Source organism: Flavobacterium sp., from assembly GCF_052437795.1.
Classification (GTDB): domain Bacteria; phylum Bacteroidota; class Bacteroidia; order Flavobacteriales; family Flavobacteriaceae; genus Flavobacterium.
This window is the reverse complement of sequence record NZ_JBQVPA010000005.1, coordinates 75,829-100,255: the sequence shown is the minus strand read 5'-3', so window position 1 is coordinate 100,255 and position 24,427 is coordinate 75,829. Positions and strand designations below refer to the sequence as shown.

Annotated in this window: 31 protein-coding genes and 1 riboswitch; of the genes, 19 read left to right on the top strand and 12 right to left on the bottom strand. The window is 44.8% G+C overall.

Going from position 1 to position 24,427, the window contains the following annotated elements; genetic code table 11:
- Positions 1–9: 9 nt before the first annotated feature.
- The 10 genes from ACT6R0_RS15905 to ACT6R0_RS15860 form a co-directional block, all read right to left on the bottom strand.
- The gene (locus ACT6R0_RS15905) at positions 10–1,188 is read right to left on the bottom strand and encodes a trans-sulfuration enzyme family protein (RefSeq protein ID WP_444654653.1); all 1,179 of its coding nucleotides are present in this window, start codon (positions 1,186–1,188) and stop codon (positions 10–12) included.
- A 144-nt stretch (positions 1,189–1,332) separates the two neighbouring features.
- Positions 1,333–1,443: riboswitch (SAM riboswitch) on the bottom strand.
- Between the two features lie 211 nt (positions 1,444–1,654).
- A complete protein-coding gene (locus ACT6R0_RS15900) occupies positions 1,655–1,960 on the bottom strand; it encodes a DUF6787 family protein (RefSeq protein WP_444654652.1) in 306 nt (101 codons plus the stop codon).
- A gap of 29 nt (positions 1,961–1,989) precedes the next feature.
- The gene (locus ACT6R0_RS15895; protein ID WP_444654651.1) at positions 1,990–2,445 is read right to left on the bottom strand and encodes a DUF6146 family protein; all 456 of its coding nucleotides are present in this window, start codon (positions 2,443–2,445) and stop codon (positions 1,990–1,992) included.
- Positions 2,446–2,532: 87 nt separating this feature from the next.
- Positions 2,533–2,817 (bottom strand): hypothetical protein, encoded by a 285-nt coding sequence (locus ACT6R0_RS15890; protein WP_444654650.1) that lies wholly within the window; start codon positions 2,815–2,817, stop codon positions 2,533–2,535.
- A gap of 43 nt (positions 2,818–2,860) precedes the next feature.
- On the bottom strand, positions 2,861–3,055 hold the full coding sequence (locus ACT6R0_RS15885) for a hypothetical protein (RefSeq protein WP_444654649.1): 195 nt from the start codon (positions 3,053–3,055) through the stop codon (positions 2,861–2,863).
- A 16-nt stretch (positions 3,056–3,071) separates the two neighbouring features.
- On the bottom strand, positions 3,072–3,278 hold the full coding sequence (locus ACT6R0_RS15880) for a hypothetical protein (protein WP_444667415.1): 207 nt from the start codon (positions 3,276–3,278) through the stop codon (positions 3,072–3,074).
- Between the two features lie 421 nt (positions 3,279–3,699).
- Positions 3,700–3,840 carry a hypothetical protein gene (locus tag ACT6R0_RS15875; protein WP_444654646.1) on the bottom strand — a complete coding sequence of 47 codons (141 nt, stop codon included), beginning with the start codon at positions 3,838–3,840 and terminating at the stop codon, positions 3,700–3,702.
- 163 nt (positions 3,841–4,003) lie between these two features.
- Positions 4,004–4,381 (bottom strand): fluoride efflux transporter CrcB, encoded by a 378-nt coding sequence (gene crcB / locus ACT6R0_RS15870; RefSeq protein WP_444654644.1) that lies wholly within the window; start codon positions 4,379–4,381, stop codon positions 4,004–4,006.
- Positions 4,378–4,920 (bottom strand): GNAT family N-acetyltransferase, encoded by a 543-nt coding sequence (locus ACT6R0_RS15865; RefSeq protein ID WP_444654642.1) that lies wholly within the window; start codon positions 4,918–4,920, stop codon positions 4,378–4,380. Before ACT6R0_RS15865 ends, crcB begins: the two co-directional genes overlap by 4 nt.
- The gene (locus ACT6R0_RS15860; protein WP_444654641.1) at positions 4,920–5,285 is read right to left on the bottom strand and encodes a VOC family protein; all 366 of its coding nucleotides are present in this window, start codon (positions 5,283–5,285) and stop codon (positions 4,920–4,922) included. The genes ACT6R0_RS15865 and ACT6R0_RS15860 overlap by 1 nt, the downstream gene beginning before the upstream one ends.
- A 131-nt stretch (positions 5,286–5,416) precedes the next feature.
- Here ACT6R0_RS15860 and ACT6R0_RS15855 point away from each other — a divergent pair, with 131 nt between their 5' ends.
- The 19 genes from ACT6R0_RS15855 to ACT6R0_RS15765 all read left to right on the top strand — a co-directional run bounded on the left by ACT6R0_RS15855 (position 5,417) and on the right by ACT6R0_RS15765 (position 22,609).
- Positions 5,417–6,121, top strand: a complete 705-nt coding sequence (locus tag ACT6R0_RS15855) for an HAD family hydrolase (protein ID WP_444654640.1) — start codon at positions 5,417–5,419, stop codon at positions 6,119–6,121.
- Positions 6,096–6,956, top strand: a complete 861-nt coding sequence (locus ACT6R0_RS15850; protein ID WP_444654639.1) for a phosphoribosyltransferase family protein — start codon at positions 6,096–6,098, stop codon at positions 6,954–6,956. Before ACT6R0_RS15855 ends, ACT6R0_RS15850 begins: the two co-directional genes overlap by 26 nt.
- Positions 6,925–7,476, top strand: coding sequence for a TerD family protein (locus ACT6R0_RS15845; protein WP_444654638.1), 552 nt, complete (start codon positions 6,925–6,927; stop codon positions 7,474–7,476). Before ACT6R0_RS15850 ends, ACT6R0_RS15845 begins: the two co-directional genes overlap by 32 nt.
- Positions 7,477–7,480: 4 nt before the next feature.
- On the top strand, positions 7,481–8,089 hold the full coding sequence (locus ACT6R0_RS15840; protein WP_444654637.1) for a TerD family protein: 609 nt from the start codon (positions 7,481–7,483) through the stop codon (positions 8,087–8,089).
- A 10-nt stretch (positions 8,090–8,099) separates the two neighbouring features.
- A complete protein-coding gene (locus ACT6R0_RS15835; protein ID WP_444654635.1) occupies positions 8,100–9,188 on the top strand; it encodes a toxic anion resistance protein in 1,089 nt (362 codons plus the stop codon).
- 194 nt (positions 9,189–9,382) lie between these two features.
- Positions 9,383–10,360 (top strand): hypothetical protein, encoded by a 978-nt coding sequence (locus tag ACT6R0_RS15830; protein WP_444654634.1) that lies wholly within the window; start codon positions 9,383–9,385, stop codon positions 10,358–10,360.
- Between the two features lie 12 nt (positions 10,361–10,372).
- Complete coding sequence (locus tag ACT6R0_RS15825) at positions 10,373–10,921, top strand: TerD family protein (RefSeq protein WP_444654633.1); 549 nt, start codon at positions 10,373–10,375, stop codon at positions 10,919–10,921.
- A 32-nt stretch (positions 10,922–10,953) separates the two neighbouring features.
- On the top strand, positions 10,954–11,310 hold the full coding sequence (locus ACT6R0_RS15820; RefSeq protein ID WP_444654632.1) for a hypothetical protein: 357 nt from the start codon (positions 10,954–10,956) through the stop codon (positions 11,308–11,310).
- Between the two features lie 46 nt (positions 11,311–11,356).
- Positions 11,357–12,019 carry a TerD family protein gene (locus tag ACT6R0_RS15815; protein WP_444654631.1) on the top strand — a complete coding sequence of 221 codons (663 nt, stop codon included), beginning with the start codon at positions 11,357–11,359 and terminating at the stop codon, positions 12,017–12,019.
- A gap of 3 nt (positions 12,020–12,022) precedes the next feature.
- A complete protein-coding gene (locus ACT6R0_RS15810) occupies positions 12,023–12,439 on the top strand; it encodes a hypothetical protein (RefSeq protein WP_444654629.1) in 417 nt (138 codons plus the stop codon).
- A gap of 10 nt (positions 12,440–12,449) precedes the next feature.
- A complete protein-coding gene (locus tag ACT6R0_RS15805; protein WP_444654627.1) occupies positions 12,450–13,085 on the top strand; it encodes a vWA domain-containing protein in 636 nt (211 codons plus the stop codon).
- Positions 13,086–13,154: 69 nt separating this feature from the next.
- Positions 13,155–14,219: a TerY-C metal binding domain-containing protein gene (locus ACT6R0_RS15800; RefSeq protein WP_444654626.1), complete on the top strand. Its 1,065-nt coding sequence runs from the start codon at positions 13,155–13,157 to the stop codon at positions 14,217–14,219.
- Positions 14,219–15,607, top strand: a complete 1,389-nt coding sequence (locus ACT6R0_RS15795; RefSeq protein WP_444654624.1) for a PP2C family serine/threonine-protein phosphatase — start codon at positions 14,219–14,221, stop codon at positions 15,605–15,607. The genes ACT6R0_RS15800 and ACT6R0_RS15795 overlap by 1 nt, the downstream gene beginning before the upstream one ends.
- A gap of 268 nt (positions 15,608–15,875) precedes the next feature.
- Entirely contained in the window at positions 15,876–17,390 is a 1,515-nt protein-coding gene (locus ACT6R0_RS15790; protein ID WP_444654623.1) for a helix-hairpin-helix domain-containing protein, read from the top strand.
- A gap of 14 nt (positions 17,391–17,404) precedes the next feature.
- Positions 17,405–18,406, top strand: coding sequence for a TerC/Alx family metal homeostasis membrane protein (locus tag ACT6R0_RS15785; protein ID WP_444654622.1), 1,002 nt, complete (start codon positions 17,405–17,407; stop codon positions 18,404–18,406).
- 224 nt (positions 18,407–18,630) lie between these two features.
- Entirely contained in the window at positions 18,631–19,377 is a 747-nt protein-coding gene (gene fabG / locus ACT6R0_RS15780) for a 3-oxoacyl-[acyl-carrier-protein] reductase (protein ID WP_444654621.1), read from the top strand.
- A gap of 29 nt (positions 19,378–19,406) precedes the next feature.
- Positions 19,407–21,434, top strand: coding sequence for a hypothetical protein (locus ACT6R0_RS15775; protein ID WP_444654620.1), 2,028 nt, complete (start codon positions 19,407–19,409; stop codon positions 21,432–21,434).
- Between the two features lie 81 nt (positions 21,435–21,515).
- A complete protein-coding gene (locus tag ACT6R0_RS15770) occupies positions 21,516–21,935 on the top strand; it encodes an META domain-containing protein (protein ID WP_444654619.1) in 420 nt (139 codons plus the stop codon).
- On the top strand, positions 21,932–22,609 hold the full coding sequence (locus ACT6R0_RS15765; RefSeq protein WP_444654878.1) for a DUF2461 domain-containing protein: 678 nt from the start codon (positions 21,932–21,934) through the stop codon (positions 22,607–22,609). The genes ACT6R0_RS15770 and ACT6R0_RS15765 overlap by 4 nt, the downstream gene beginning before the upstream one ends.
- A gap of 69 nt (positions 22,610–22,678) precedes the next feature.
- Here the strand turns inward: ACT6R0_RS15765 and ACT6R0_RS15760 are convergent, their stop codons facing one another.
- A complete protein-coding gene (locus ACT6R0_RS15760; protein ID WP_444654618.1) occupies positions 22,679–23,077 on the bottom strand; it encodes a glyoxalase in 399 nt (132 codons plus the stop codon).
- A gap of 76 nt (positions 23,078–23,153) precedes the next feature.
- Positions 23,154–24,425: an OmpA family protein gene (locus tag ACT6R0_RS15755; RefSeq protein WP_444654617.1), complete on the bottom strand. Its 1,272-nt coding sequence runs from the start codon at positions 24,423–24,425 to the stop codon at positions 23,154–23,156.
- Between the last annotated feature and the right edge of the window lie 2 nt (positions 24,426–24,427).

Below are 24,427 nucleotides of genomic sequence, written 5' to 3'. Positions count from 1 at the left end.
CATTTTGAATTAGGCAGTTACAGTATCAGCTATTGTATTATCGGCGAAAGCCAGGACAAAAGCCTGCTTCAGGTCATCGATCAGGTCATCGGCATCTTCAAGCCCGACCGATAGCCGTATAAGGCTGTCGGTCACGCCCGACTGGTAACGCTTCTCTGCGGGAATCGATTTATGGGTCATTTCGCACGGCAGGCAACACAGGCTCTTTACGCCGCCAAGGCTTTCGGCCAACTTGAATAATTTGGTTGACGAAACTATCTGTGAAGCCAGGTCCTTATCATCCACCACAAGGTCGAACGCGATCACGCCACCGAAGTACTTTTGTTGCTTTTTGGCGATCTCGTGATTATGGTGTGAAGGAAGCCCGGGATAATAGACATTCCTGATAAGCTTTTCTTCAAGAAGGTATTCGGCGATCTTCTGCGCGTTCTCCGAATGCTGCTTTATGCGAAGGGTAAGCGTCTCAATACCGCGTATTACCAACCAGCTGTCGAACGGCCCTAAAATAGCCCCTGACGCATTTTGGATGAACTTTATCTTGTCACCCAGTTCCTTTGTTGCTGTTACCACCAATCCCGCTATAAGGTCGCTGTGGCCGGCAAGGTACTTGGTAGCACTGTGTATCACGATGTCGGCACCAAGGTTGATCGGTTTCTGCGCTGCCGGCGAGGCAAAGGTATTGTCTACGCACAACAACAGGTTGTTAGCTTTTGCTATCCCGGCTATAGCGGCAATGTCCGATATTTTCAAAGTAGGGTTGGTAGGCGACTCGATCCAGATAAGCTTTGTTTTGGCAGTAATGGCATCGGCTACATTTGCGGCATTTGTCGTATCCACGTATTTTATGCTGATACCGAATTTCTGGTAAATGTGGGTAAACAGACGGAACGCGCCGCCGTAAATGTCGTCAACAGCTATGACTTCATCACCGGCTTCCAAAAGTTTTATCACTGCATCTATAGCTGCAAGGCCACTGGCAAAGGCATAGCCGTTGGTACCGTTCTCGAGTTTGGCTATCGAATCTTCAAGCACCTTGCGTGTCGGGTTGTTGCTGCGGGCATAGTCAAACCCTTTGTGTACGCCAGGCGCATCCTGCACGAATGTTGATGTTTGGTAAATCGGGGTGGAGATGCTGCCTGTTAACGGATCTACCGGAATGCTGTGTAAAATTTGTGTCTGCTCTTTCATTTTTGTTGATTTAAATTATTAAACTTTTTAGTCAATAAAAAAAATCCTAAACCAGTTGTATCGAAAGGGCATTAAAACAAAAAATGCCCTCCCGACAAGTCAGAAGAGCATATAATATTTTGATGTATTATCTACTATTTTCTAAGCTTATCTTTCCCCGCAACGCAGGGGGTTGAATGTGGCACCTTATCGCAATGAAGCGACAGGTTGCCAAGACGTCATAGGGTCAATTCCCTCGGTCTTTCTGGATAAGAATACTTTTTTAAAGAACTTGCAGCAAAGGTAATGGACAAACTTTTTAATTTCCAAATTTATTTTTTAAAATTTAAAATTAATTTATAAATTACTGAAAATTATATGATTGCGTTTTGTAAAATATACATTAAGGATTCTCAAAAGCCAGATCTTTGCTTTTATACTTAGCGATGGTACATAGGGATACTCATGATCGGGAGGTAAAAGGGTATTAATCTCTAAATAGGAAACCCAATCCAACTGATCTCAGCATCTTTTTTTCAAAAGCCCAAAAGAATTTAAATTGCCCGGAAATGAACCCGAAGAAAACCAGGAGCACCTGGTAAATAGGGAAAATTAGTATAAGGTACAATGGCCAGTACAACCATGGGGAAAGCAGGTCCTTAGTAAAACCGAAGTATGCCAGCACGGGTTTAGATACGAGGGCGGAGGAGGAGCCGGTAACCGCAAAAACGATAAAGATGACCACCAATTGGTAGTTACTCGTTATTCCCCATCGTTTTTTTAGTTTTTCCATATCGGCTTGCTGCCGCAAATATACCGGTTTTATGGGAACGGAACAACCCCGCCGAGCTTTTGATTGTTAGTTATCTGGAAATAGACCAAATAATTATAAAGCAAATAATTTACTTCATAGCCATAATCTACGCCAGGCTCATAATCGATATGCATTTGATACATATTACCATAGCGCTGTGCCTGCAGTACGCGGCTGTTCCATTCCATCACCCACAGGCGGTTCTTGGCTTCCAGGTATTGCTGGCTGTAGTAACCCCGCTGCCTTGCCCGCGATACGAGCCAACTGTTAAATCCGGGATCGATAATGATCACCTCGTATTCAAGGGAGTCGTTGGCAATACGCAGGGTGTCACCAGCAGCACCCGCGACGGCAGTTCCTGCTGCATTTGCGTTGCCATTGGCAGTGTAAAGGGCATCATTCTTCGCGCCGCATCCTATTGCTATGCCTAATATAACGAAGATAACGATCACGTATGCTTTCATGGGATGAAGTTATTAGGATATAAATTTAAAAAATAAAGGCACCTAATGATCACATCCGGTGCCTTTATTATTCCATGATCGGAAACCTTATGCCCTTCCTGTGGCAGGAGGAGTAGTATTGGCTTTTGAAGCTGCATCCGCCGCATGGCCTGATACCTTCTCAGCGATCTCGCCACCTTTTTGCACTACTTCGTCAAATTTCTTTTTAGCAGTTTCTTTAACTGTTTCGTACTTGTCGGCAAGGTCGCTCCCAAGCTCTTCTGCTTTGCTGATAACTCCGTCAAGATACCCTTTTCTTTTAAGGATTATTCCTACTACTGCAAGGGCTGCAACTCCCGCTGCGATCCCAATGATCAATTTTTTGTTACTCATACCTGTTAAATTAGAATTAGTGAATTATTTAAATTATTGGATATTATTTTTTGTTGTCCCTTTTTTCCTGGTCGGCATTAAGGTTACGCCTTTCGTTCTCATTCATGTTCTCGGCGTAATTGCGGGTCGCGTTGGCTTTCTCTTCATAGCCTTTACCCATGTTGTGCTGTGGGGCAGGTGTATTAGGTTGGTCACCATTTTCCCCAGGAATGTATTCCCTGTTATCTGATTGTACCATGATCTTGTATTTTAGGTTAATTATGTAATTCTCCTTTGTCAGGGTGCAACAGCCTTTCACCTGCCGCTGTATGGTTGTCAGGGACCATTGTAAAATTCTGCTTATACGAAGTGTAGGCAGCTGTTTCGTAATTGTTCCTGTTTGGTTTTGTGCCGGTCGCATCATTTTTGTCGATGCAGCCTTTTTCCCTTGTGCAGTCCGTATTTTGATGTGTCGTTCCCATGGCTTTTTTCATTTATCATTAATGGTATGCCTCTCAATTCTTTTACTAAATTAATCATTGTAAAACCCTGTTGCTGCTAACATTATCTTAAAATCTGGCATTATAAGAAGGATTTAACGCGGCTTTATATTTAAGTTGTGAAAACGAAGAAATGCTGTTAAAGGAATTGGGAATTGTCACTTTTGCGATCTGAATAAATACTTTAATTACTGAAGATCTGATCACGATCTCTACTCAGTTGTATTGGCCTCAGGGAAAGTATGACGCACGGTTAAAAGGGTGACTATTATATACATTTGACAACCTACAGTATATAAAAGATCCCCCGTTTGTGCGGAGGATCTTGGTCAATATTATAGAAGATAAGGCATGTATAGTAGCCTAATATATTTTAGTTTATTAAAGGCTTAAAGTATTATCATTACACGAAAAGTGGATGGTCTTCCTCATCGTAAATGTCATACTCAACGCCTTCCTCAAGTTCTGCTTCGGTTACATATCCGAATAACTTAACTATGCCAAATCCGGCCAACGCTGCGAATAAAAATTTAAGTAATTTCATGGTGTGCTATTTTAAGGGTTGCATTTTTTGACGAATATTTATTTTTCGCCCTTACTATGACACAAAAATACAAAACAGGTGTAGATCTGATAGCGGTTATTAGCAAAACTTTAATACTTAAACAGTTGTTTTGCAGTGAAAAGGGAATTTCGTGTAATGAAATTTAAAACCATCTGCCTGCCATCATCCCAAGCCATACGAACAGCAGCCCCGCAAGTACGCTGGCAGCAATGTAGGCAAAGGCGATAAGGGTCTGCCCATTGGTCATGAGTGTGGTATTTTCGTACGCAAAAGCGGAGTAGGTAGTATAGCCTCCGCAGAATCCGGTAATGAAGAACAGCCTGAAATTATCGCTAATGCCCGACTGTTTTTCGATGAATGCCATAAGCATGCCAATGAGGAGGCAGCCTAACATATTGATAAGGAACGTAGCCAGCGGAAAGGCATTGTTCCAGTACTTATTTACAAGCATTGCGGACAGGTATCGCAGTATGCTTCCTGTCGCCCCGCCCAAACCCACAAGCAGCATTGATCGTATCATAAGTATTTCACCATCGTTATTTTATCAGCGGGCTCTTCTTCCATAAAAAAATCCTTTATCATCCCGCATTTTTCAAAACCATATTTTTCATAGAGCCTTTGCCCACCTATATTGGTAGAATACACGTCCAGCCAGATGATACTCAGCGGAGAACTTTTTGCCGCCCAGTCCAGCAAAGCTTCCATTAGAAAACCGCCTACTTTCCGATTTTGCCACTCGTACGCAATGCCCATGCCTATCATGGCGGTGTGGAACAGTTTTTTGCGCTGGCTGCCTGAAAGGTCAATGTTGCCTATGAGTTGGTTGCCATGTTCAGCCACTAACAGCAGGCTGTTCTCTTCATCCGCAAAGCGCTTTATCAGATCCTTCTCCATTGCTATGTCGTTCTTATATTCGAACTCATATAACGGAATGGATCGGGTATCTTTAATATAGCTTTTCTTCAGTTCGATGAGGCTCAGCGCATCTTCCTCCACTGCCTCACGGATGGTGATCTCCTTACCGTCAGCCGTAAAACGGATCATGGGTTTTATCTTCATTAAGGCAATTTAAATTCAGGATTATATATCAACCCAATGATGTTGCTCCACTCGTCTTTTACAGAAGCAACCACGATCTCTCCGCCCACATTTTGCGGGGCTTCGTGAGCTGTAGCGCCCAAGCTGAGGAAGCGTTTATATTCACTTTCAATGTCATCCACACCCCAGTAGGTTACGGTATTATCCCCCACAATGGCTTCGTCCGGCTGCAGTCCAAGCTCGTAGCCCGCAATGTTAAAGCCCACATAGAAAGGCTCGTCAAAATAGGGTTGGGTTTGAAAGGCTTCGGCGTACCATGCCTTCGCTTTTTCAAGATCGCCCACCTTATAACCCACTGTCCTTAATCCAAGAATTGCTGATCTCATTTTTTATTGATCTTTGATTACCTCAAAGTTAAATTATTTCGCTTAAACCTTGTAAATCGTATTTTAAATTGTTGTAAAAAGATTAAATTTTTATATTTACCATCGTTTATATATCGAAATGTTATAATTAGATGGAGAGGATACCTGACTTATATAAATACAAACATATATCTTTTGACTTGTGGCTCACACTGATAAAGTCGAATTTCGAATTCAAGAACAGGAGGGATCTCTTATTCAAAGAGCATTTCAATATTGATAAGCCTATTGAGGAGGTCGCGGCCGCGATCCGCAAATTCGACATCCTTACCAACACCATCAACGAAAAGGCAGGCAAGAATTTCGATACCTTCGAGATCTACTACCTTATTTTAGATCATTTGGGTATCGACATCGAATTGTTCGAAAGTACCCGGCTTGCCGAATTTTATTCCCTTACCGAAGACCTGCTAATGCGATACAAGCCCGTAGTGCTGCACGAATACATTCCGGCATTTTTAGAAAAGCTGCATTCCGAAGGTATCACGATGAATATCCTCAGCAATACGGCTTTCATTAAAGGCAGTGCTTTGCGCAAGGTCCTTGCCCATCACGGACTGGACAAATATTTCGCCTTCCAGTTATATTCTGATGAAACAGGGTTTTCCAAGCCTTCACAGGATATGTACCAGTTGGCATATAACGAGATCATTACTATCGGTGACATTTCACGATCCGAAGTTCTCCACATAGGCGACAATAAAGTGTCCGACTACAACGGGGCGCTTGCCTTTGGCTTCGATGCCTATTTAGTAACCAATACACCAGTTAATGAACCACACCTACAGCCTGCATAAAATTACCGATAAGAACGATTGCCCATTTAGCGAAGCCGAGTACAGCAGGTTTAAGTTCGGGGAGAATGCTTATGCCGAAAAATTTGCCGATGAGCTGTTCGAAGGATTCATCGCACAGCATAAGGACCTGATCCTGTCGCATACCGACATCGTGATCTTGCCCAGCCCGTACCACGCGATACCTACGGCTTCCAACTTCCTGTGCCATTATTTCAAATTACGCATGAACCATTTCCTTTACGAGAATGGAAGGAGGGCGCTTTCGGAATCAAAAATATACCGCAACCAGACCTATACTACTGATTACGGCAATCTTGATTATGCCGAGAGGGTAAGGCTGATAGGGAATGATACCTACTACATCGACAGGAATTATATTGGCAACAAGCTGTGCCTGCTGCTGGACGATATTAAGATAACCGGCAGCCATGAGCACATCGTGAAAAAGATCCTTGACCAGTATGAAGTTGAGGGGACATTCGTATTCCTTTATTTTGCCGAACTTATCAATAAGGACATCCACCCCAACATTGAGAACTACTATAATTATTTTTTTGTTAAAGATGTGCAAAGCCTTATGGATGTAATGCGGTCGGATACTTTTGAGTTCAATACCCGTATCGTAAAATACATTTTGAAGTTGGAGGAGAACGATTTTTCGCTACTTTTATCGTCCATGAAGAAAAAAATGCGGCAAATGCTGTTTGCCCTCGCAGTAAGCAATAACTACCATACAATAGATGAGTATAAGATTAATCTTGATCATATCAACAATAGTTTAACCAATAAAAAAACGAATAATTATGGCTATCAATTTACAGAAAGGCCAGCGTGAAACGCTGAACGCACCTAAATTTACAATAGGCCTCGGCTGGGACACCAACACATCATCTACAGGTGCGTCATTTGACCTTGATGCCTCTGTATTCATTATGAATGAGAACAGGAAGCTTGTTGCCGATGAGTTTTTTGTATTCTATAATAACCTGAAGTCTCCGGATGAAGCGGTAGAGCATACGGGCGACAACCTTACAGGTGATGGCGATGGCGACGATGAGTCGATCAACGTTGACCTGTCAAAGGTTGACCCAAGGGTTTCTGAAATATGCATAGTAGTAACCATTCACGATGCTGAGGCGCGCAAGCAGAACTTTGGCCAGGTAAGGAACTCATTCGTACGCATAGTAGATGCCAACGGTACAGAACTTGTAAAATATGAGCTTGAAGAAGATTTCTCTATCGAGACTGCCGTAGAATTCGGCCGCATCTATAAGAGGAACAACGAATGGAAATTTGAGGCGGTAGGAGTAGGACAGCGTGGCGGACTTCAGGAATACCTAAATAAATACAACTAATAAAATGGCTATAAACTTAGAAAAAGGGCAACGCATCAACCTCGAAAAGAGTAACGGCTCTAAACTGCAGAACATTTGCGTAGGCATTAACTGGGGCGCGATCGAGAAAAAAGGATTATTCGGTACCAAGAAAGAGCCGGTAGACCTTGACGCGAGCTGCGCCATATATGACGAAAATAAAAGGAACATTGATACGGTAAGCTTCAGGCAGCTGAAGAGCAACGACCAGGCCATCCGCCACAGCGGTGACGACCTTACGGGCGACCTTAACGGCGATGACGGCCTGGACAATGAGGTGATCACGGTAGACCTTTCTAAAGTGTCGCCAAACGCGCATTACCTGGGCTTTTTTATCAACAGCTTCCGCGGCCAGGACTTTAAGGACATCCCCTTCGCGTCCATCAGGATCTACGAAGGTACGCCAACCCGTGTGCAGGAGGTATTTGCCAAGTATGACGTTGCCAACGATAAGGCTTTTGAAGGCAGCGTATCGATGGTGTTAGGTGTATTCTACAAAAGGAATGGCGACTGGAAATTCAACGCGGTGGGTGTGCCTACACGCGACAGGAAACTTGAGGAAACCGTGGTAACGATACAGCAAAACCACCTGTAAAACCAAAACAATGGAAAATAACGAAGTTACGGTAACAGCCCTTTCGGGGCCAATGGATAAGGAAGGGAATGTGAACCTTGCTGCCATTACCGAACAGCAAATGGCCGATTACAGGCCTATTGCCAACCAGTTGAATGAAAAGGATGCCAATTCGATACTGAACTATGGGGCTGAGATACAGAATACCATATCAAAACAGAGTGATACCTTCCTGAGTAATGTTAGGGCACAGCAGGCTGGTGATGTAGGCACGCTTATCAACGAGCTTTTGGCCGAACTGAATTACATTGATGTAGATGAGTTGAACCAGAACGCGTTCCAACGCTTCATTTCGAAGATACCTTTGCTTAGTAAGATGGTGACCGATGTGAAGAAGCTGTTCCAGAAATATGATAAGATCACAGCCAACGTAGACAGGATCAGCAACAAGGTAAAGGCCGGGATGATCAATTCCGTTAAAGATAATACTTCGCTGCAAACCATGTTCGATGGGAATGTTCAGCTTATTAAGGAGATCGAAAAATTCATCATCGCCGGGCAGATCCGCTACAAGGAACTGAACGAAGAACTGGCACAGATGGAGGCCAATGCTTCACAGTACCAGGATTATGAAATATCTGACAAGCGTACCTTTATTAACAGGCTTGATAAAAGGCTGGCCGACATGAAGGTGGTGCGCTTTATCCTGATACAATCGCTGGCACAGATACGCGTGGTACAGAACAACAATACGTCGCTGGCTGAAAAAGCGCAGTCGATACTGACCACCACTATGCCGGTGTGGAAAAACCAGCTTACGCTTGCAGTAGCATTGCAAAGGCAAAGGCAGAACATTGAGGTGCAGCGCAAGGTATCGGAAACGACAAATACCATTCTCAGGAAAAATGCCGAGATGCTTCAGCAGAACAGCATTGAGGTGGCAAGGGAGAATGAGAATACCATAGTGTCGCTTGATACACTTAGGGAAACCACAAAATCGCTTATAGATACGCTTGCCGAAGTGAAGCAGATACACGAGCAGGGCAACCAGACACGCAGGGAGCTCGATGCCGGGCTGCAAAACCTGGAGGCCGAATTGAAAAAAGGTGTTGTAAGCTAAACACGTAAATTATTAACCACATTGATACATAGTGTGGAGTGTGAAATTATAGTTTTGGATAGTTACACACAGGATGAAGCAAAGCTTCATTCTATGATCGACTATACCGCTTTATGCAATAGCTACAAAAAGCTATGTATCTATGTGGTTAAAATATGTACACACTTTTATCATGAGGTGAAGATAAAATGTAGATGACGCAGGAGCAGGACGAAATATATGCACAAATAATTAAGGACAGCAGTAAGAGGCTAAGGGTTTTAAAGACGCTATCGAACTTTTTCAGCCACAAGGACCTCTTTGCTGTTTTTATCCGTACGCAGGTGATACACAATCTGTTCGACGGTAACAGGAACCTCGACCCGCACAAGCTGGAGTTGTTCCACGTGCAGTATACAAGTAGTTTGATCGACCTGTTCCAAAAGCTGAAAAAGTCCAAAGAGCAGCAGTATTTGCTTATCTCGGACGAGATCTACATTAATGAGGACATCGTACGCAAGCTGCAAAGTGAGACTATAGCTGTTGACTTCACCGCAGAAGTGAGGGAGCATTCGGCCAATATGGCTGCCAAATTGCAACAGCTATACAGTATGCTTGCTACAGGCGAGCAGGTAGTGTTCGGGTGGGGTGATGTCATGCTGTTCGCCGCCAAAAGGGCAGGGGAGTTTTACCGCGAGATCGATGCATCGCAGTTCCTCGCACTGACCGACATGGATGCAAGAAGCTGTTACCGCAACGAGTTCGCAAGTATAGAGAAAAAGCTGTTGGGCCGCCTCAACAAAAACCGCTTCAGGGTAAAGTTCGCCTGCGGGCTGGTGCACGGGAACGAGATCGTTGAGGTATATGATTTTTTAGACTCGAATGATAAATTCGTTTTCATAGGCAGTGCCAAGGCATTTTATTTTCTGGACACTGAGACGGCACAGGGGTTTGACCTGTCGAAGAACCTTTCGTCCAAGACGAGGATCATTATCGACCTGAAGGCAAAGACCGATGCGCTCAAGGAAAAGCAGGCAACTGTAAAAACGTTTCTTCCTGCCAATGTGGAAGAAGTGCTGGAAGGCTACCTTGAAAAAATATCCGGGGTAGATTTTCTTGATGAGTTACAGAACGTAGACGAGCAGACCAACATTTTAAGAGCAATGCTGAATATTAATATTAATTCGAAATAACCAATATAACCAATGGCAATTAATTTAGAAAAAGGACAAAGACAAAATATATCGGCCCCAAAGTTCACTGTGGGCCTTGGATGGGACTCTAATACCGGCAGCGGTGAAGCCTATGACATCGACGGGTCGGTATTCATATTGGGCGCGAACGGCAAGCTGGTTAGCGACAGCCATTTCGTATTCTATAACAACCTCACATCTCCCGATGGCGCTGTGGTTCACGCGGGCGACAACCTTACCGGCGAAGGTGCCGGTGATGACGAGACCGTAACGATAGACCTGTCGAAGATCTCGGCGGATGTTGCTGAGATATGTTTTGTGGTAACCATCCACAAGGCTGCGGACAGGAGGCAGAACTTCGGGCAGATACGCAATTCGTTCATCAGGATCGTGGATACTAACGGTACTGAGCTTGTGAAATATGAGCTGGATGAAGATTTCTCTATAGAGACAGCGGTGGAGTTTGGCCGCATCTACAAAAGGAACGACGAATGGAAATTCGAAGCTGTAGGCAATGGTATGAAAGGCGGCCTGCAGGACTTTTTGGGTAAATACAATTAAATATTCAATTTTAGAAATAACATTTCTTTAAAATGGATTCGTCATTGATAGAAAAATATGAGATTGTTTTTCGCGAAAAGTTGCTCATTTTTCAAGGAGGCCATCCTTCCCGTAAGGTAAAAATCGCAGAAACAAATAATATTTATCTTTCAAGTTTTTTAATTGATTGGCGAGATGTTGAAATGATTAACGAAGCATTATTGCCAGGCATAGAAGCTGTATTAAGGGGTGAGATTCATGAATTTGAGACTGGATCCGACAGGTTTTTGGTTTTAGTCGACCCTCTTTTTACCGTTTTTTATATAGAAAATACAGATGATTATCCTAAAGTAGCAACAATCGACTTCAGGAATATTGTAGCTGGCTGGAGAGATTATTTAGTCAGTTAATTTGAAATATTATAAAGCTATTATCAACCAATAAAACATAAAACAAATGGCAATTAATTTAACGAAAGGCCAAAAAATTGACCTTAGAAAATCTTCGGGCGAAAGCCTTACCAACTTCTGCGTAGGTGTGAACTGGGGTGCTATCGAAACTAAAGGCGGTTTCCTTGGCCTTGGCAAAAAAGTAACCAATATCGACCTTGACCTTAGCTGCATCATGATCGATGAGCAGAACAATATATGCGACCACCTGTACTCTCCGCTTTACAGGGTTGAGGTATTACAGCAATTTGGCCTTCCTAAAGGCAAGCTCGTATCTGTTGACAATGCGCTTAAGCACACGGGTGATGACCTTCAGGGTGATACCGGCGGCGATGACGGCCTTGACAATGAGATCATTACAGTAGATCTTACACGTATCAACGCGAACGTTAACCAGATATTCTTCTTCCTGAATAATGCAGGGCGCGAGGACTTCTCTCAGATACCTTATTCAAAGATCAGGATGTATGAAGGCACACCTACAAGGGTAAACTCGGTATTTGCGCAATACAACGTTTCTGCCGAAGGACAATATGCAGGCAAGCAGTCGATAATCATGGGCAAACTGTACAAGAGGAACAATGAATGGAAATTCAGTGCGATAGGCGATCCTACAGAGGATGTATTCCTCGGACAGACCATCAAAAGGATCGTACAGTCGTACCTGTAAGCCATGAAAATAAAAAATATTGAAGGCCTGCGCGTTTCCGAGATAAAGGAAATGGTAGGGCAGGGTGGGAAATTCGTTTACTTTCCTTACACTATATCTGTTGTATTGGCGACATTTAAAAGGCCGTCGTCCATTTATTTTATAAGGCCGGGCGAAGGTACTTTCAAATATTCTTACAAGCATGTGGCCGTTAATGCTGTAGTGGGCTGGTGGGGTATCCCATGGGGTCCTATCTACACCATAGGGGCGATGTACAACCAGTTTAGCGGCGGCAAGGATGTGACCGGTGCCGTAATGAGCGACCTGATACAGAACGATCCGGAAGCCGATACGTCTACGTATAACATTAACGGGAATGTTTCATACAACACGCAGCCGAAAAACGACGACCAGCCTACCTATAATGTCCCAAGGAACTAATACTCCGACCATGAGAAGATTACCTGTCTATTTCTTACTCGATACATCAGGGTCCATGTATGGCGAGCCCATACATGCCCTGAACAATGCCCTTAGCGGGATGGTAAATACGCTGCGCAGCGACGCCCAGGCACTGGATTCGCTATGGCTGAGCATCATAACCTTCGACCGAGAGGTGAAGGAAGTTGTGCCGCTCACAGAGCTGGTACAGTTCCGCCTGCCGGAGATCACCTGCCCTCAGAGCGGGCCGACCAATACCGGCGCGGCGCTTGATTTCGTACTTAATAAAGTGGAGCAGGACATCATCAAAAGCTCAGAAACCCAAAAGGGCGACTGGAAGCCGCTATTGTTCCTGTTCACCGACGGCAAACCGTCTGACATACAACTGTACCGCGAAAAAACGGTGCAGGTGCGTGCGTACAACTTTGGAGCGGTAGTAGGCTGTGCCGCCGGGCATTTGGCCAATGATGCCATGCTGAAGGAACTGACCGATAATGTGGTACACCTTGATTCGGCAGATAGCCAAACATTGAAGACATTCTTCAAATGGGTGTCTGAAACCATTGAGCAGGGCAACAAGAGCCAAGGTACAGGCGAGGAAACACGCCTCCCGCCACCACCTGATGAAATTACGGTTGTTATTTAATTATAATCAACGTTGCCCTGCTCCCCTCTCCTTTGGAGAGGGGCTGGGGGTGAGGTTAAACAAAAAACTATGAGAAGGCTTCCGATATATTTTTTGATCGACATTTCAGAGTCCATGGTAGGCGAACCCATCCAGCAAGTGGAGGAAGGGCTTGCCACCATCATACAGGCATTAAAATCAGATCCGCATGCGCTGGAAACCGTTTGGGTTTCTATCATCGTGTTTGCCGGGCAGGCAAAAACGCTGGTCCCTCTTCAGGAGATCGTGAGCTTTTACCCGCCGAAGTTCCCCATTGGCAGTGGCACCTCCCTTAGCAAAGGATTAGGCCACCTGATGTACGAGCTTCGCAGCAATATTGTAAAGACAACCTATGAGCAGAAAGGCGATTGGAAACCGATCGTGTTCCTGTTTACCGATGGCGTGCCTACCGATGATACCTCGGCTGCTATTGCCGAATGGAAACAGAACTGGGCACGCACGGCCAATATGGTTTCCATTTCTTTTGGGGATGAGACCGACATGAGGCTGCTGGGCGAACTGAGCAACGATGTGATGCATTTTAAGAACACCAGTGCACAGTCGTATAAAGCATTCTTTAAATGGGTTACCGATTCTATCAAGACAAGTAGCATCAGTGTGGAGAATAATTCCACGGGCTTTGAACTTGCCAAGACGGATGATGAGACAATATCGAAGATCGACCTGAGTAAGCCCGGCGACTATGACCGAGGCGGCTATGTTGACGATAATTTTGTGGTATTTGCCGCGCAGTGCCAAAACACCAAGCGCCCTTACCTGATGAAGTATGGCAAAGTTTCCCAACCCTCTAATTTTGGCGGGATGAATTTTGAGACCCGGGCGTTCAGGCTGATGGGGGCGTATCCTGTGGACAATTCCTACTATGAGCTGGCCGATAAGTCGTACGAGAACAATGTTAGCAGCGACGAACTGATAGGCGCGCCTACCTGCCCTTGCTGTGGCAACCAGTACGGACTGGCTGTATGCTGCTGCCGCAAGATACATTGCATAGGTGAGGAAGAAGTGAGCACGTGCCCGTGGTGCGGATCCCAGGGTAAATATACCTCTGGTGGAGGAGGCAATGGCGGCTTCAACATTGGCAGGGCGCAGGGATAATGAACGACATCCAGAAATACATTTTTACGCTCCTGGGCAACCAGGGCATACACAGCCCGCAGCAATTTGAAAAGGAGTTCCTTGAATTTGCCGCGCGGGAGGAAAACATTAAGAACGTAAGCCTCATAAGGCAACTACAGGTACAAATGACACAGGCATGGCAAATTAGGGCAAGGCGGCTGGACATAGCCAGACAGTACATTACTTTCCCTAACGGGATGGCAGGCAAGCCATACACTGCGGTGTTTGATCTAGATGCCTTAAACCTTAATGACCTTACCGAATATTCACTTTCGGGCTTTGAAGGATCAGGGCTTGAATATGATAAGGCTTCAGGCACAATATCAGGAACACCGGAACAGGCAGGCGATATAACGATCGAACTCTCTTATAACTTTGAAGGCGAGGAAGAAGGCGCGGAGCCCAATGTCAAAAAGCTTTCGATCATCATCAATGCCGACCCAAAGTCGCTATGGAAGGATATTCCCAGCGATGCCAACGGGCTGTATGCCAAACCTGATAATGTAGCTGAAATAGTTCAGTTGGGTGGCAAGACGCTTGTTGTAGCCTCTTGGCGCGGCAGGTCGCACGCCAATACAGGCGGCTATCGCGATGATGATTACGATTACGCAGAACTGGAGAATGGCTGGAATGTCATCGCAGTTTCAGATGGCGCAGGTTCGGCACCGGCAGGGCGAAAAGGCTCGGAGATCGCCTGCAATGCTGTAGTTTACTACCTGAAGCAGCGGTTTACTGCTGCACAGTCGGTAGTAATTGACGAAGCAGTTTCGTCGAATGCCAAAGAAAAAATAAAAGAATTGGCATTGCCGTACCTTTCGGGGGCGGCTAACTATGCTTTTGAGGAAATAGAGGATTTTTCGCGTGAAGCGGAGATGCCACTCAATGCCTTTCATGCCACACTCATCTTTGCGTTGGTAAAGCACTACCCTGAGGGGTCGGTTTTCATGACCTTCAGCGTTGGCGACTGTCCGATGGCTTTGATCAATAAAGACATGACGGAAGTGAAACTGATGAATAAACTGGACGTGGGCGAATTTGGTGGCGGGACACGCTTCATCACTATGCCCGAAATTTTCAGGGCAGATGATTTTGATGAGCGATCTAACGTTGAAATTGTAACAGATCTCTCATATTTTGTACTAATGACAGACGGGATATACGACCCGAAATTTGAAGTGGAGGCCAACCTTGTTAAAATAGAGAAGTGGCGGAGCTTTTTTGAGGATATTGACCTTGAAAGCCAGCATCACGAAGAGCTGATCGGAATGAGGAGGGGCAATGATGGTATACGGGACAGGCTTGCCACCTGGATGGATTTTTGGAGCCCCGGCAACCATGATGATCGTACGCTGGCCATATTATTTTGAGAAAAAGTTGATTTGTTGATGGGTTGATTTGTTAATGGCTTTGTCGCTTGAATTATTTTTTAACCATATAGGGACATAGGCTTTCCGTGTGGTTAAAAAGTTAGGAAGGCATTACATTTTGAATAGTCATACATAGAATGAAGCAAAGCTTCAAACTTATGTGTCCTGATTGATGGACAACAATGTATTGAGAAACATAGGCTATGTATCTATGTGGTTAAATTGTTTTCAACATCTGGCCTGATAGCAGCCACATTTTAAAAGTATAATGGAAATAAGAACTGTACGTTCGGTGAACGACCCTAATAAAACGTATGAGTTTGCTGATAATGGCGAACCGATGCGCGGCGGAATGAAAGATGTGTACTTCAGCCCCGACAAGAGTTATGTGGTGGCATTTTTTCGCGATAAGCTGGATGATAACCAAAAGGAACGCCTCAAGCGCATTACCGGCTATTACCTCCCGCAGATAAAGAATAAGGAAGCAGCGGATTATTATCTTGAAGAAGTGTTCCGCTGGCCAACCGATGTAGTAGAACAGAATGGGTTCACAGGTATTATCGTGCCGGCCTACAAAGGAAAGTTCTTTTTTGCGAAAGGACATGAAACGGGCGACCTTATTAAAGGCAAGGAGAAGAACGGTAAATGGTTTGCCGCCGCTAAGTTCAGGAATGAGCAGTTCCCGTTAAGGGTGGCCAGATCGGAACTTGGCAACTGGCTGAGCTATTTCCAGATATGCGTGAACCTGGTGCGCGGCGTAAAGAAAATGCACGCGATGGGACTAGCACACTCTGACCTTTCTTACAACAACGTGTTGATCGACCCGGTAGAAAAGGCCGCCTGCATGATCGACCTTGACGGGTTGGTGGTGCCGGGATTGTTCCCTGCCGAAGTAATTGGCACTGCCGAATTTATCGCGCCCGAAGTTTTGGCGACAAAACATTTAAACAAGAATGACCCTAACCGGAAATTACCCAGCAGGCTAACCGACCTGCACGCGCTTCCGGTACTGATATATATGTTCCTGCTTCACCGCCACCCGCTAAAGGGCGGCAAGGTGCATGATCTGGACACTGAAAAAGACGACCTGCTGTCGATGGGGGAGAAGGCGCTGTTCATTGAACACCCTACCGACCAGACCAACAGGCCGAAGCCCAACAGGTTCTCGAAATGGGATATGCCGTGGGCCGACATCAACGCGCTGCCATACACCATTTTGGGGCCGTACCTCACGGAAATGTTCAACCGCGCGTTCATTGAAGGATTGCACGATCCCCAAATGCGGCCACCTGCCGAAGCATGGGAGCAGGCCTTGCTGAAGACCGTTGACCTGATGCAGAAATGCGATAATGCCAACTGCACCCAGCAATGGTATGTGTTTGACAACTCGAGCGTTCCGAAATGCCCATTTTGCGGGACCAAGCACCAGGGGACGCTCCCGATGCTGGATTTTTATTACGAGTTCAGCCCCGGGGTGTGGAAGCCCGACAACCAAAGGCTGATGGTGTATAATAACCAGTACCTTTTCAACTGGCACGTGAACCGGAATATTGTGCGCAACGAAAGGCTTGACCCCAGGGAGAAGTTACCGGTAGGGTACTTTACATTCTTTGAAGGCAAATGGGTTTTCGTGAACCAAAAACTGGAACACATGAAGGATGTTAGCGAAGGAAAGGATATACCGGCAGGTTCGATGGTAGAATTGACCAACGGAAAGAAAATACTGCTATCTTCGCAGGAAGGAGGCAGGCTTGCACTGATCACTATTACTAATAACAATTAATACTAAAATTTGAGATGGAGAAAGTAGACTCATTAATTAATCACCCGGGTATTATATCCGTTTTTTCAGTCGTCGTCATATTGATGCTATTGCTTGACCTTGGGGTATTCAATAAGAAGAGCCACACGGTGACCAATAAAGAAGCCATCGCCTGGTCGCTGGTATGGATCACGTTGTCTATGGCTTTTAGCGGTGTGATCTATTACTACATGGGTATTGAGAAATTCTCTCAATTCCAGTCGGCCTATTGGATCGAGAAGGCGCTTTCTGTAGATAACCTCTTTGTATTCATCCTTGTATTCGGGTTCTTCAATGTTCCTAAGGAAAATCATCATAAGGTGCTATTCTGGGGTATCATAGGGGCATTGGTGCTCCGTGCAATATTCATTTTCAGTGGAGTAGGATTGATAAAGCTGACCTATCTTCCTGAAATGGAGGTGCTTGGTTATATGGTTAAGATCAACGTGGTAATGACGCTGTTTGGTATCTTCCTTATCTATGCCGGTATCAAATCATGGTTTGCCGAAGACGATGACGACGCAGAAAAGGATTTCAATACAAGCCCGGGAGCAAGGGTAGTACATAAGTTCTTTAAAGTGAGTAAGAACTATGACGGTGATAAATTCTTTACAATCGAGAACGGTAAGAAACTTGCAACGCCGCTATTGGTTGTGGTGGGTGTTATCGAGTTTACCGACCTTTTGTTCGCGGTAGATTCCATTCCGGCTATTTTCGCCATCGCACCGGACGATCCGTTCATCCTGTATACATCGAATATATTCGCGATATTGGGACTAAGGGCGCTGTACTTCCTGTTGGCGAACTTCATCCACCTGTTCAGCAAGCTGAAATACGGCCTTGCGATTATCCTTGCGTTTATTGGGGTTAAGATGGTCATTGCGCCTATATTCCATATCGAATCTATTCACTCATTGATGGTAGTGGGCGGCGTATTGGTGCTTTCGGTACTGGCATCGGTCCTATTCCCGGAAAAGAAAGAAGAGGCTGCGGAGTAACTACATGAGTTTTATAAATATCATCAGACCTGACAGGTTTTATTAGCCTGTCAGGTTTTTTAATGTTTAACCTCGCCCCCTCCCGATAGCTATTGGGGAGGGGGTAAGATCTGAAAAGATCCGACACATAAGTTTATTAGGAAATCTAATATCCGTATTTAGGTAAATTAAATATACTCTTATTATATTTGCTGTTCTTACAGACAAAACTAACGAAACAGAACATGAAATTATTACAAGGAAAAACGGCTATCATTACCGGCGCGAGCAGGGGCATAGGCCGTGGCATTGCTGTTGTTTTTGCACAGCACGGCGCCAATGTGGCATTTACATACAGCGCTTCTGTCGAGGCGGCACAGGCACTTGAGGAAGAACTTAAAGGCTATGGCATTTCGGCGAAAGGCTACCAGAGCAACGCGGCCGATTTTAATGAGGCGCAAAAACTGGTTGACGATGTTGTAGCGACTTTTGGTACGGTAGACATCCTTATCAATAACGCGGGCATAACAAAAGATAATCTCCTGATGAGGATATCGGAAGAAGATTTCGACAAAGTGATCGAGGTGAACCTAAAATCGGTTTTCAACATGACCAAGGCAGTACAGCGCACCATGTTAAAGGCACGCAGCGGATCTATCATCAATATGAGCTCTGTAGTAGGTGTGAAGGGTAACGCCGGGCAGACCAACTATGCGGCATCTAAGGCAGGTGTGATCGGCTTCACAAAGTCGGTGGCACTGGAGCTGGGTTCAAGGAACATTCGCTGCAACGCGATCGCACCGGGCTTCATTGAAACTGAAATGACAGGCAAGCTTCCTGAAGATGTAGTAAAAGGCTGGGCTGATGCGATTCCGCTAAAACGTGGCGGCTCTCCTGAAGATGTTGCGAATGCCTGCGTATTCCTTGCTTCGGAAATGTCGGCCTACATCACCGGACAGACACTTAACGTGGATGGCGGAATGCTTACATAATAAAAATCAAAAACTGACGATACTATAGAATGACTGCATCCACTGTTTTATGGCTACTACTGTCGGCACTGGCAGCATTTGCATTATCGTTTTACCAATATCTTTTTAAAGCCAAAAAGAGAAGCAGGCTGCATATCTTTTTGGCTTTGCTTCGTTTTATAACGTTGTTCTCGGTTTTCGTACTGCTCATCAACCCTGTGATCACGCGCAAGGACCTGGAAACGGTAAAAACACCGTTGCCCATATTGCTGGACAATTCGCTATCCATAAAGGAATTGGGGCAGGATCCCCTCGCAAAACAATTGGCCGAAAAGCTAGCCTCGAACAGTGCGTTGAAAGACAAATTCGATGTACAGCTCTATACCTTTGATGAAACTTTTGAATCGGGTAAAACTCCTGACTTTACAGGGAAGCAGACACACATTGACCAGGCGGCGCAGAACCTGAAGCAATTGTACCGCAATGCTGCCTATCCTGTGGTGTTATTGTCAGACGGCAACCAGACGATAGGTAACGACTATGTGTACAGTTTCCGCGAAAATACTTCGGTATACCCACTTGTATTGGGCGACACAACTACATTTCTTGACCTTCGCGTGAGCCAGGTGAATGTGAACAAATATGCCTTTTTAAAGAACAAATTCCCTGTGGAAGTGTTCCTGCAGTACAGCGGCAACAAGGATGTGAATGCTGTTTTTAGCATCATGCAGGGCAATTCAGTATTGAATAAGCAAAGCGTAGCCTTTTCCAAAGATAAGAAGGCACAGTCGCTCTCTGTGCTTTTAGACGCCTCCAAAGTGGGCGTGCAGACGTTCCGCGCGGTGATCTCTTCTGCGGAAATGGAAAAGAACAAATACAATAACACCAAGAATTTTGCGGTGGAGGTTATCGACCAACGTTCGGAAGTAGCGTTGGTAGCATCAGTAAACCACCCTGACTTAGGTGCGCTGAAGCGTTCGATAGAAACCAACCAGCAACGCAAGGTAACAGTATTGAAGCCTAATGAAGTTACGTCCTTGCAGGATTACAATATATTGATACTGTACCAGCCGGATGCATCGTTTCGCCAGCTTTTGGAAATGAACAAGGCCACAGGATTGAATACTTTTACAATTACCGGCCTTTCTACCGATTTTAATTTGCTGAACCAAACGCAAGATCAACTGAATTTCAGGATGAGCTCGCAACGGGAGGACTACCTTGCCGACTTCGAAAGCCAGTTCAACCTGTTTGCGGCCACCGATATTGGTTTCGGGCAGTTCCCGCCATTACAGCACCCTTTTGGGACAATTACGCCAAGAGAGAATACGAACGTACTCTTGCAGGCACGAATACGCAATGTGCGTACAGAGAACCCACTTATGGTCTTCTCGGAGAACGGGCCACAGCGCAGTGCATACCTCTTGGGAGAGAACATCTGGAAATGGAGGATGGAAAGCCACCAGAACACAAAGTCGTTCGAGCAGTTTGATATTTTCATGGATAAGACGATACAGTTTTTGGCATCGAACTCGAAACGCAGATCATTGGTAGTAAACCATGAAAGCTTTTACAATTCGGGTGAAGTCATACAGGTCACGGCCCAGTATTTTAATAAGAACTATGAGTTTGAGGAGAATGCACGCCTTTCCATCCAGTTGAAAAATAAGCTGACAGGAGCGTCTAAAAACTATGATTTCCTTAAAGGCAGCAATGAGTATAAAGTAAATCTCGACGGGCTTGCCGCAGGGCAGTACAGCTTTACGGTAAGAGAAGCTTCATCCAACACTTCCTACAATGGCGCGTTTGAAGTACTTGATTTTGAGATAGAGAAACAATTCGTAAATCCTGACCTTGCACGATTGAAGCAAACAGCTGCCAATACAGGCGGTGCGGTCTACTACCCGGCACAGGCAGATCAACTGGCAGAATTCCTCCTGAAAAATGAGGATTATAAAGCCACACAAAAAGAGATAATTAAAAGATCGCCACTCATCGACTGGGTGTGGCTGCTGGTCATCCTTGCTGTATCTCTTGCTGCGGAATGGTTCATACGCAAGTACAACGGACTGCTGTAGGCAGTACTAAAGTTATTATAAATGCTATTTTTCTTACCGTAATAGTGACTAAATTTGGTAAAATAACTAAATTTAAAACACATGAGAAAAATCTTCGCAATTTTCAGCATAGTTGCTTTAGGGCTTACGGGATGCCTTAGTGCCAAAGCAACACAGCCCATGGACCTGCTTACACAAACTGCGTGGGAGCTATCTTCCATTAACGGAAAGAAAGTGGATGCCGCCAGCCTGCCGAATGGTGTTCCGACCGCGATATTCGACAAGGAGCACAAGATCTCAGGTAACAGTAGCTGCAATGGCTATGGAGGCTCGTACAACCTGAATGATGAAGGAGGAATGAATGTCAGCCAGATAATGGCGACCAAGATGTATTGTGAGGGCAGCATTGAGAACGAATATTTTAAGGCAATTGAAAAAATAAATACGGCTAAAGTAGAGAAGGACAAGCTTACCCTAATGGAAGGGGTGGATGAGCGCCTTGTCTTCGTGCCGAAGAAATAATTATGATAACAAAACCCGTTCTCGATATTTTAAAGGACCTTACAGAGAATAACAACAGGGAATGGTTCGCAGATAACAAAAAGGCTTTCCAGGCAAATGATGCGCTGGTAAAGTCTTTTTTTAATGAAGTAGATGAAGAACTGCGCAAACTGGACTCTATAGACAAGATGCAGATCTTCCGCATATATCGCGACATCCGTTTTTCAAAAGACAAGACACCGTATAAAAATCATTTCAGCGCATGGTTCTCACGTACTAAGCCTGCCTTGCGGGGAAGCTATTACCTGCACATACAGCCGGGAGGCAACAGCTTTGTGGAAGGCGGATTTTGGGAACCCAATGCCCCCGACCTGCTTCGCATACGCAAAGAGTTTGAGATGGATGACAGCGAGATAAAGGCTATAGCATCCGACGCTCAATTCATTCAGTATTTTGGTGAACTTAGGGGCGAAGGGGTAAAGACCTCGCCCAAAGGATTTGATAAAAACCATCCTGCCATCGAGCTGATCAAAAAGAAGCAATTCCTGTTGGTGCGAAACTTTTCCGATAAGGAAGTGCTTTCTAAAAACTTTAAAGAGGAAGTGATCGCCACATTTGAGGCTATGCGCCCCTTTTTTGACTATATGAGCGATGTGCTTTCTACCGATCTTAATGGTGAAAGCATTATTGAATAGTAAGTAATAGCCACCAATTGTGATGATATTCTCTAAGTTCGGGAATTCATTCAATTCGTGGCTATCTCTTTATTCCTGCCTTACCAGCAGCTGTATCTGGTCCTTTAGCCTTTCTATGAGCATGTTCATCATACGCTTGTTAAGGTTGGATGAATTTAGTGTGTACTCCCTGAATTCCTCTACGGTAAACATGGCCATTACCATTCCTTTTAAAGCATTCCTGAACTTGATATCCTTGTGGACAGCATTGTCTATGAACTGCATTTTTTTTTCTGTTGAGAACCCGTAAAAATCGCTTTTCGACTTGTTCACGTAATTGAGGAAGGATTCTACAAAAATGTCGTTTTGCAGCTTGAGTATGGGTCTTATGGTTTGGTTTTGGAATATCTCTTCCCTGCCTGAGTTAGGTAATATCTCGCCTATGGCATTACCTCGTAATGCTATCAATCCTTTATCGCGATCATTCATTATGCTTGTTTCTTTTAAAGATAAAAAAAATCCCCCGCTTTTGGCGGGGGATCTTCATATAGTTATTAACTACTTACTATTTCAGTATGAAGGTAACCCTTCTTACGGTCTGGCGAACAGCTTTAGAATCATTTCCAAGGCTTTGTGCACCGTTACCAACTATATTAAGCCTTCCTGCATCGATGCCAGCATCAACAAGTATTTGCTTAACGTTTTTGGCCCTTCTTTCAGACAGGTCTTTGTTGTAATCTGTATTTCCAACTTCATCAGCATATCCAATTACGTCAGCAGATTTTCCAGGGTTCTCTTTCAGGTATGTGATAAGGAAGTTGATACCATTTACAGACTGTGCGTTCGGCGTATCTTTGTTAAAGTCGAAGTATACGTTCACGTAACCATCATTGATAAGTTGTTCAACTCCGGCACCAACCTGTGTGATCTTCTGCTCCATTTGCTTGTTGTTGTTCTCAATGTACGACTCAAGCTCATCAGGAACACCGTTCTGGTTCTTGTCAATAGTTCTTCCTTTGCTATCAACAGCAACTCCTGTGATCGTGTTCGGCTCGCTGTCAAGATAATCAGGCACACCATCTTTATCGGTGTCGTTCATCATTGTTTCAAGTTCTGCAAGGCGATCTTCAAGATCCATTAGCTCATTTGATTTTTCTTCAACGAACCAGTCAGCGTGTTTCTGGTTTTTACCAAGGTAAACAGAAAGACCGATAGTTGCATTGTACAGAGTACTGTCAAAGCCCTGGTACGTTTGATCATATTCGCCACCATCCCACGTTTTGTGTTGTGAGAAGTTATTTATCATAGTGAAATCGGCATTTAGGGAAACCCTGTCAGATATCCTGAACTGTCCTGTCATACCTATTATAAAGTTACCAAGGTGGTCTTCACCTTCAAATGCTGTATCGCCTTCACGCTTATCATTAGTGAATTGAGATACTCCAACCCCCATGTGGCCTAACAGGTTCAGCCTTTTTGTCCATGTTTCGAATTCCATGATACGCCCAAGGTTGGCATATCCCTGTAGTCCGATGCTGATGATCTTTGACTGGAACTCAAGACTTCCGTCACCATCGTCATTAAGTACGTCGTAACCACCGTGTAGCTTAAGACCAAATTTAGTATTGAACATGTACCTGAATCCAAGGTCAGCGTGGAAAAGGTTCGTTACCTGCATGTGGTAGCCTTCTGTAAGTGGGTTAGCAGCTTTGTTGGTACCAAAGTTGGCATCTATCGACCACTTATTGTAGTCGTTGCTGACTTTAGTATCTTCCTGGGCTCTTAACGCCGCCGGGGCAAGACATAGCATTAATAATGGGAGTACAACTTTCTTCATAA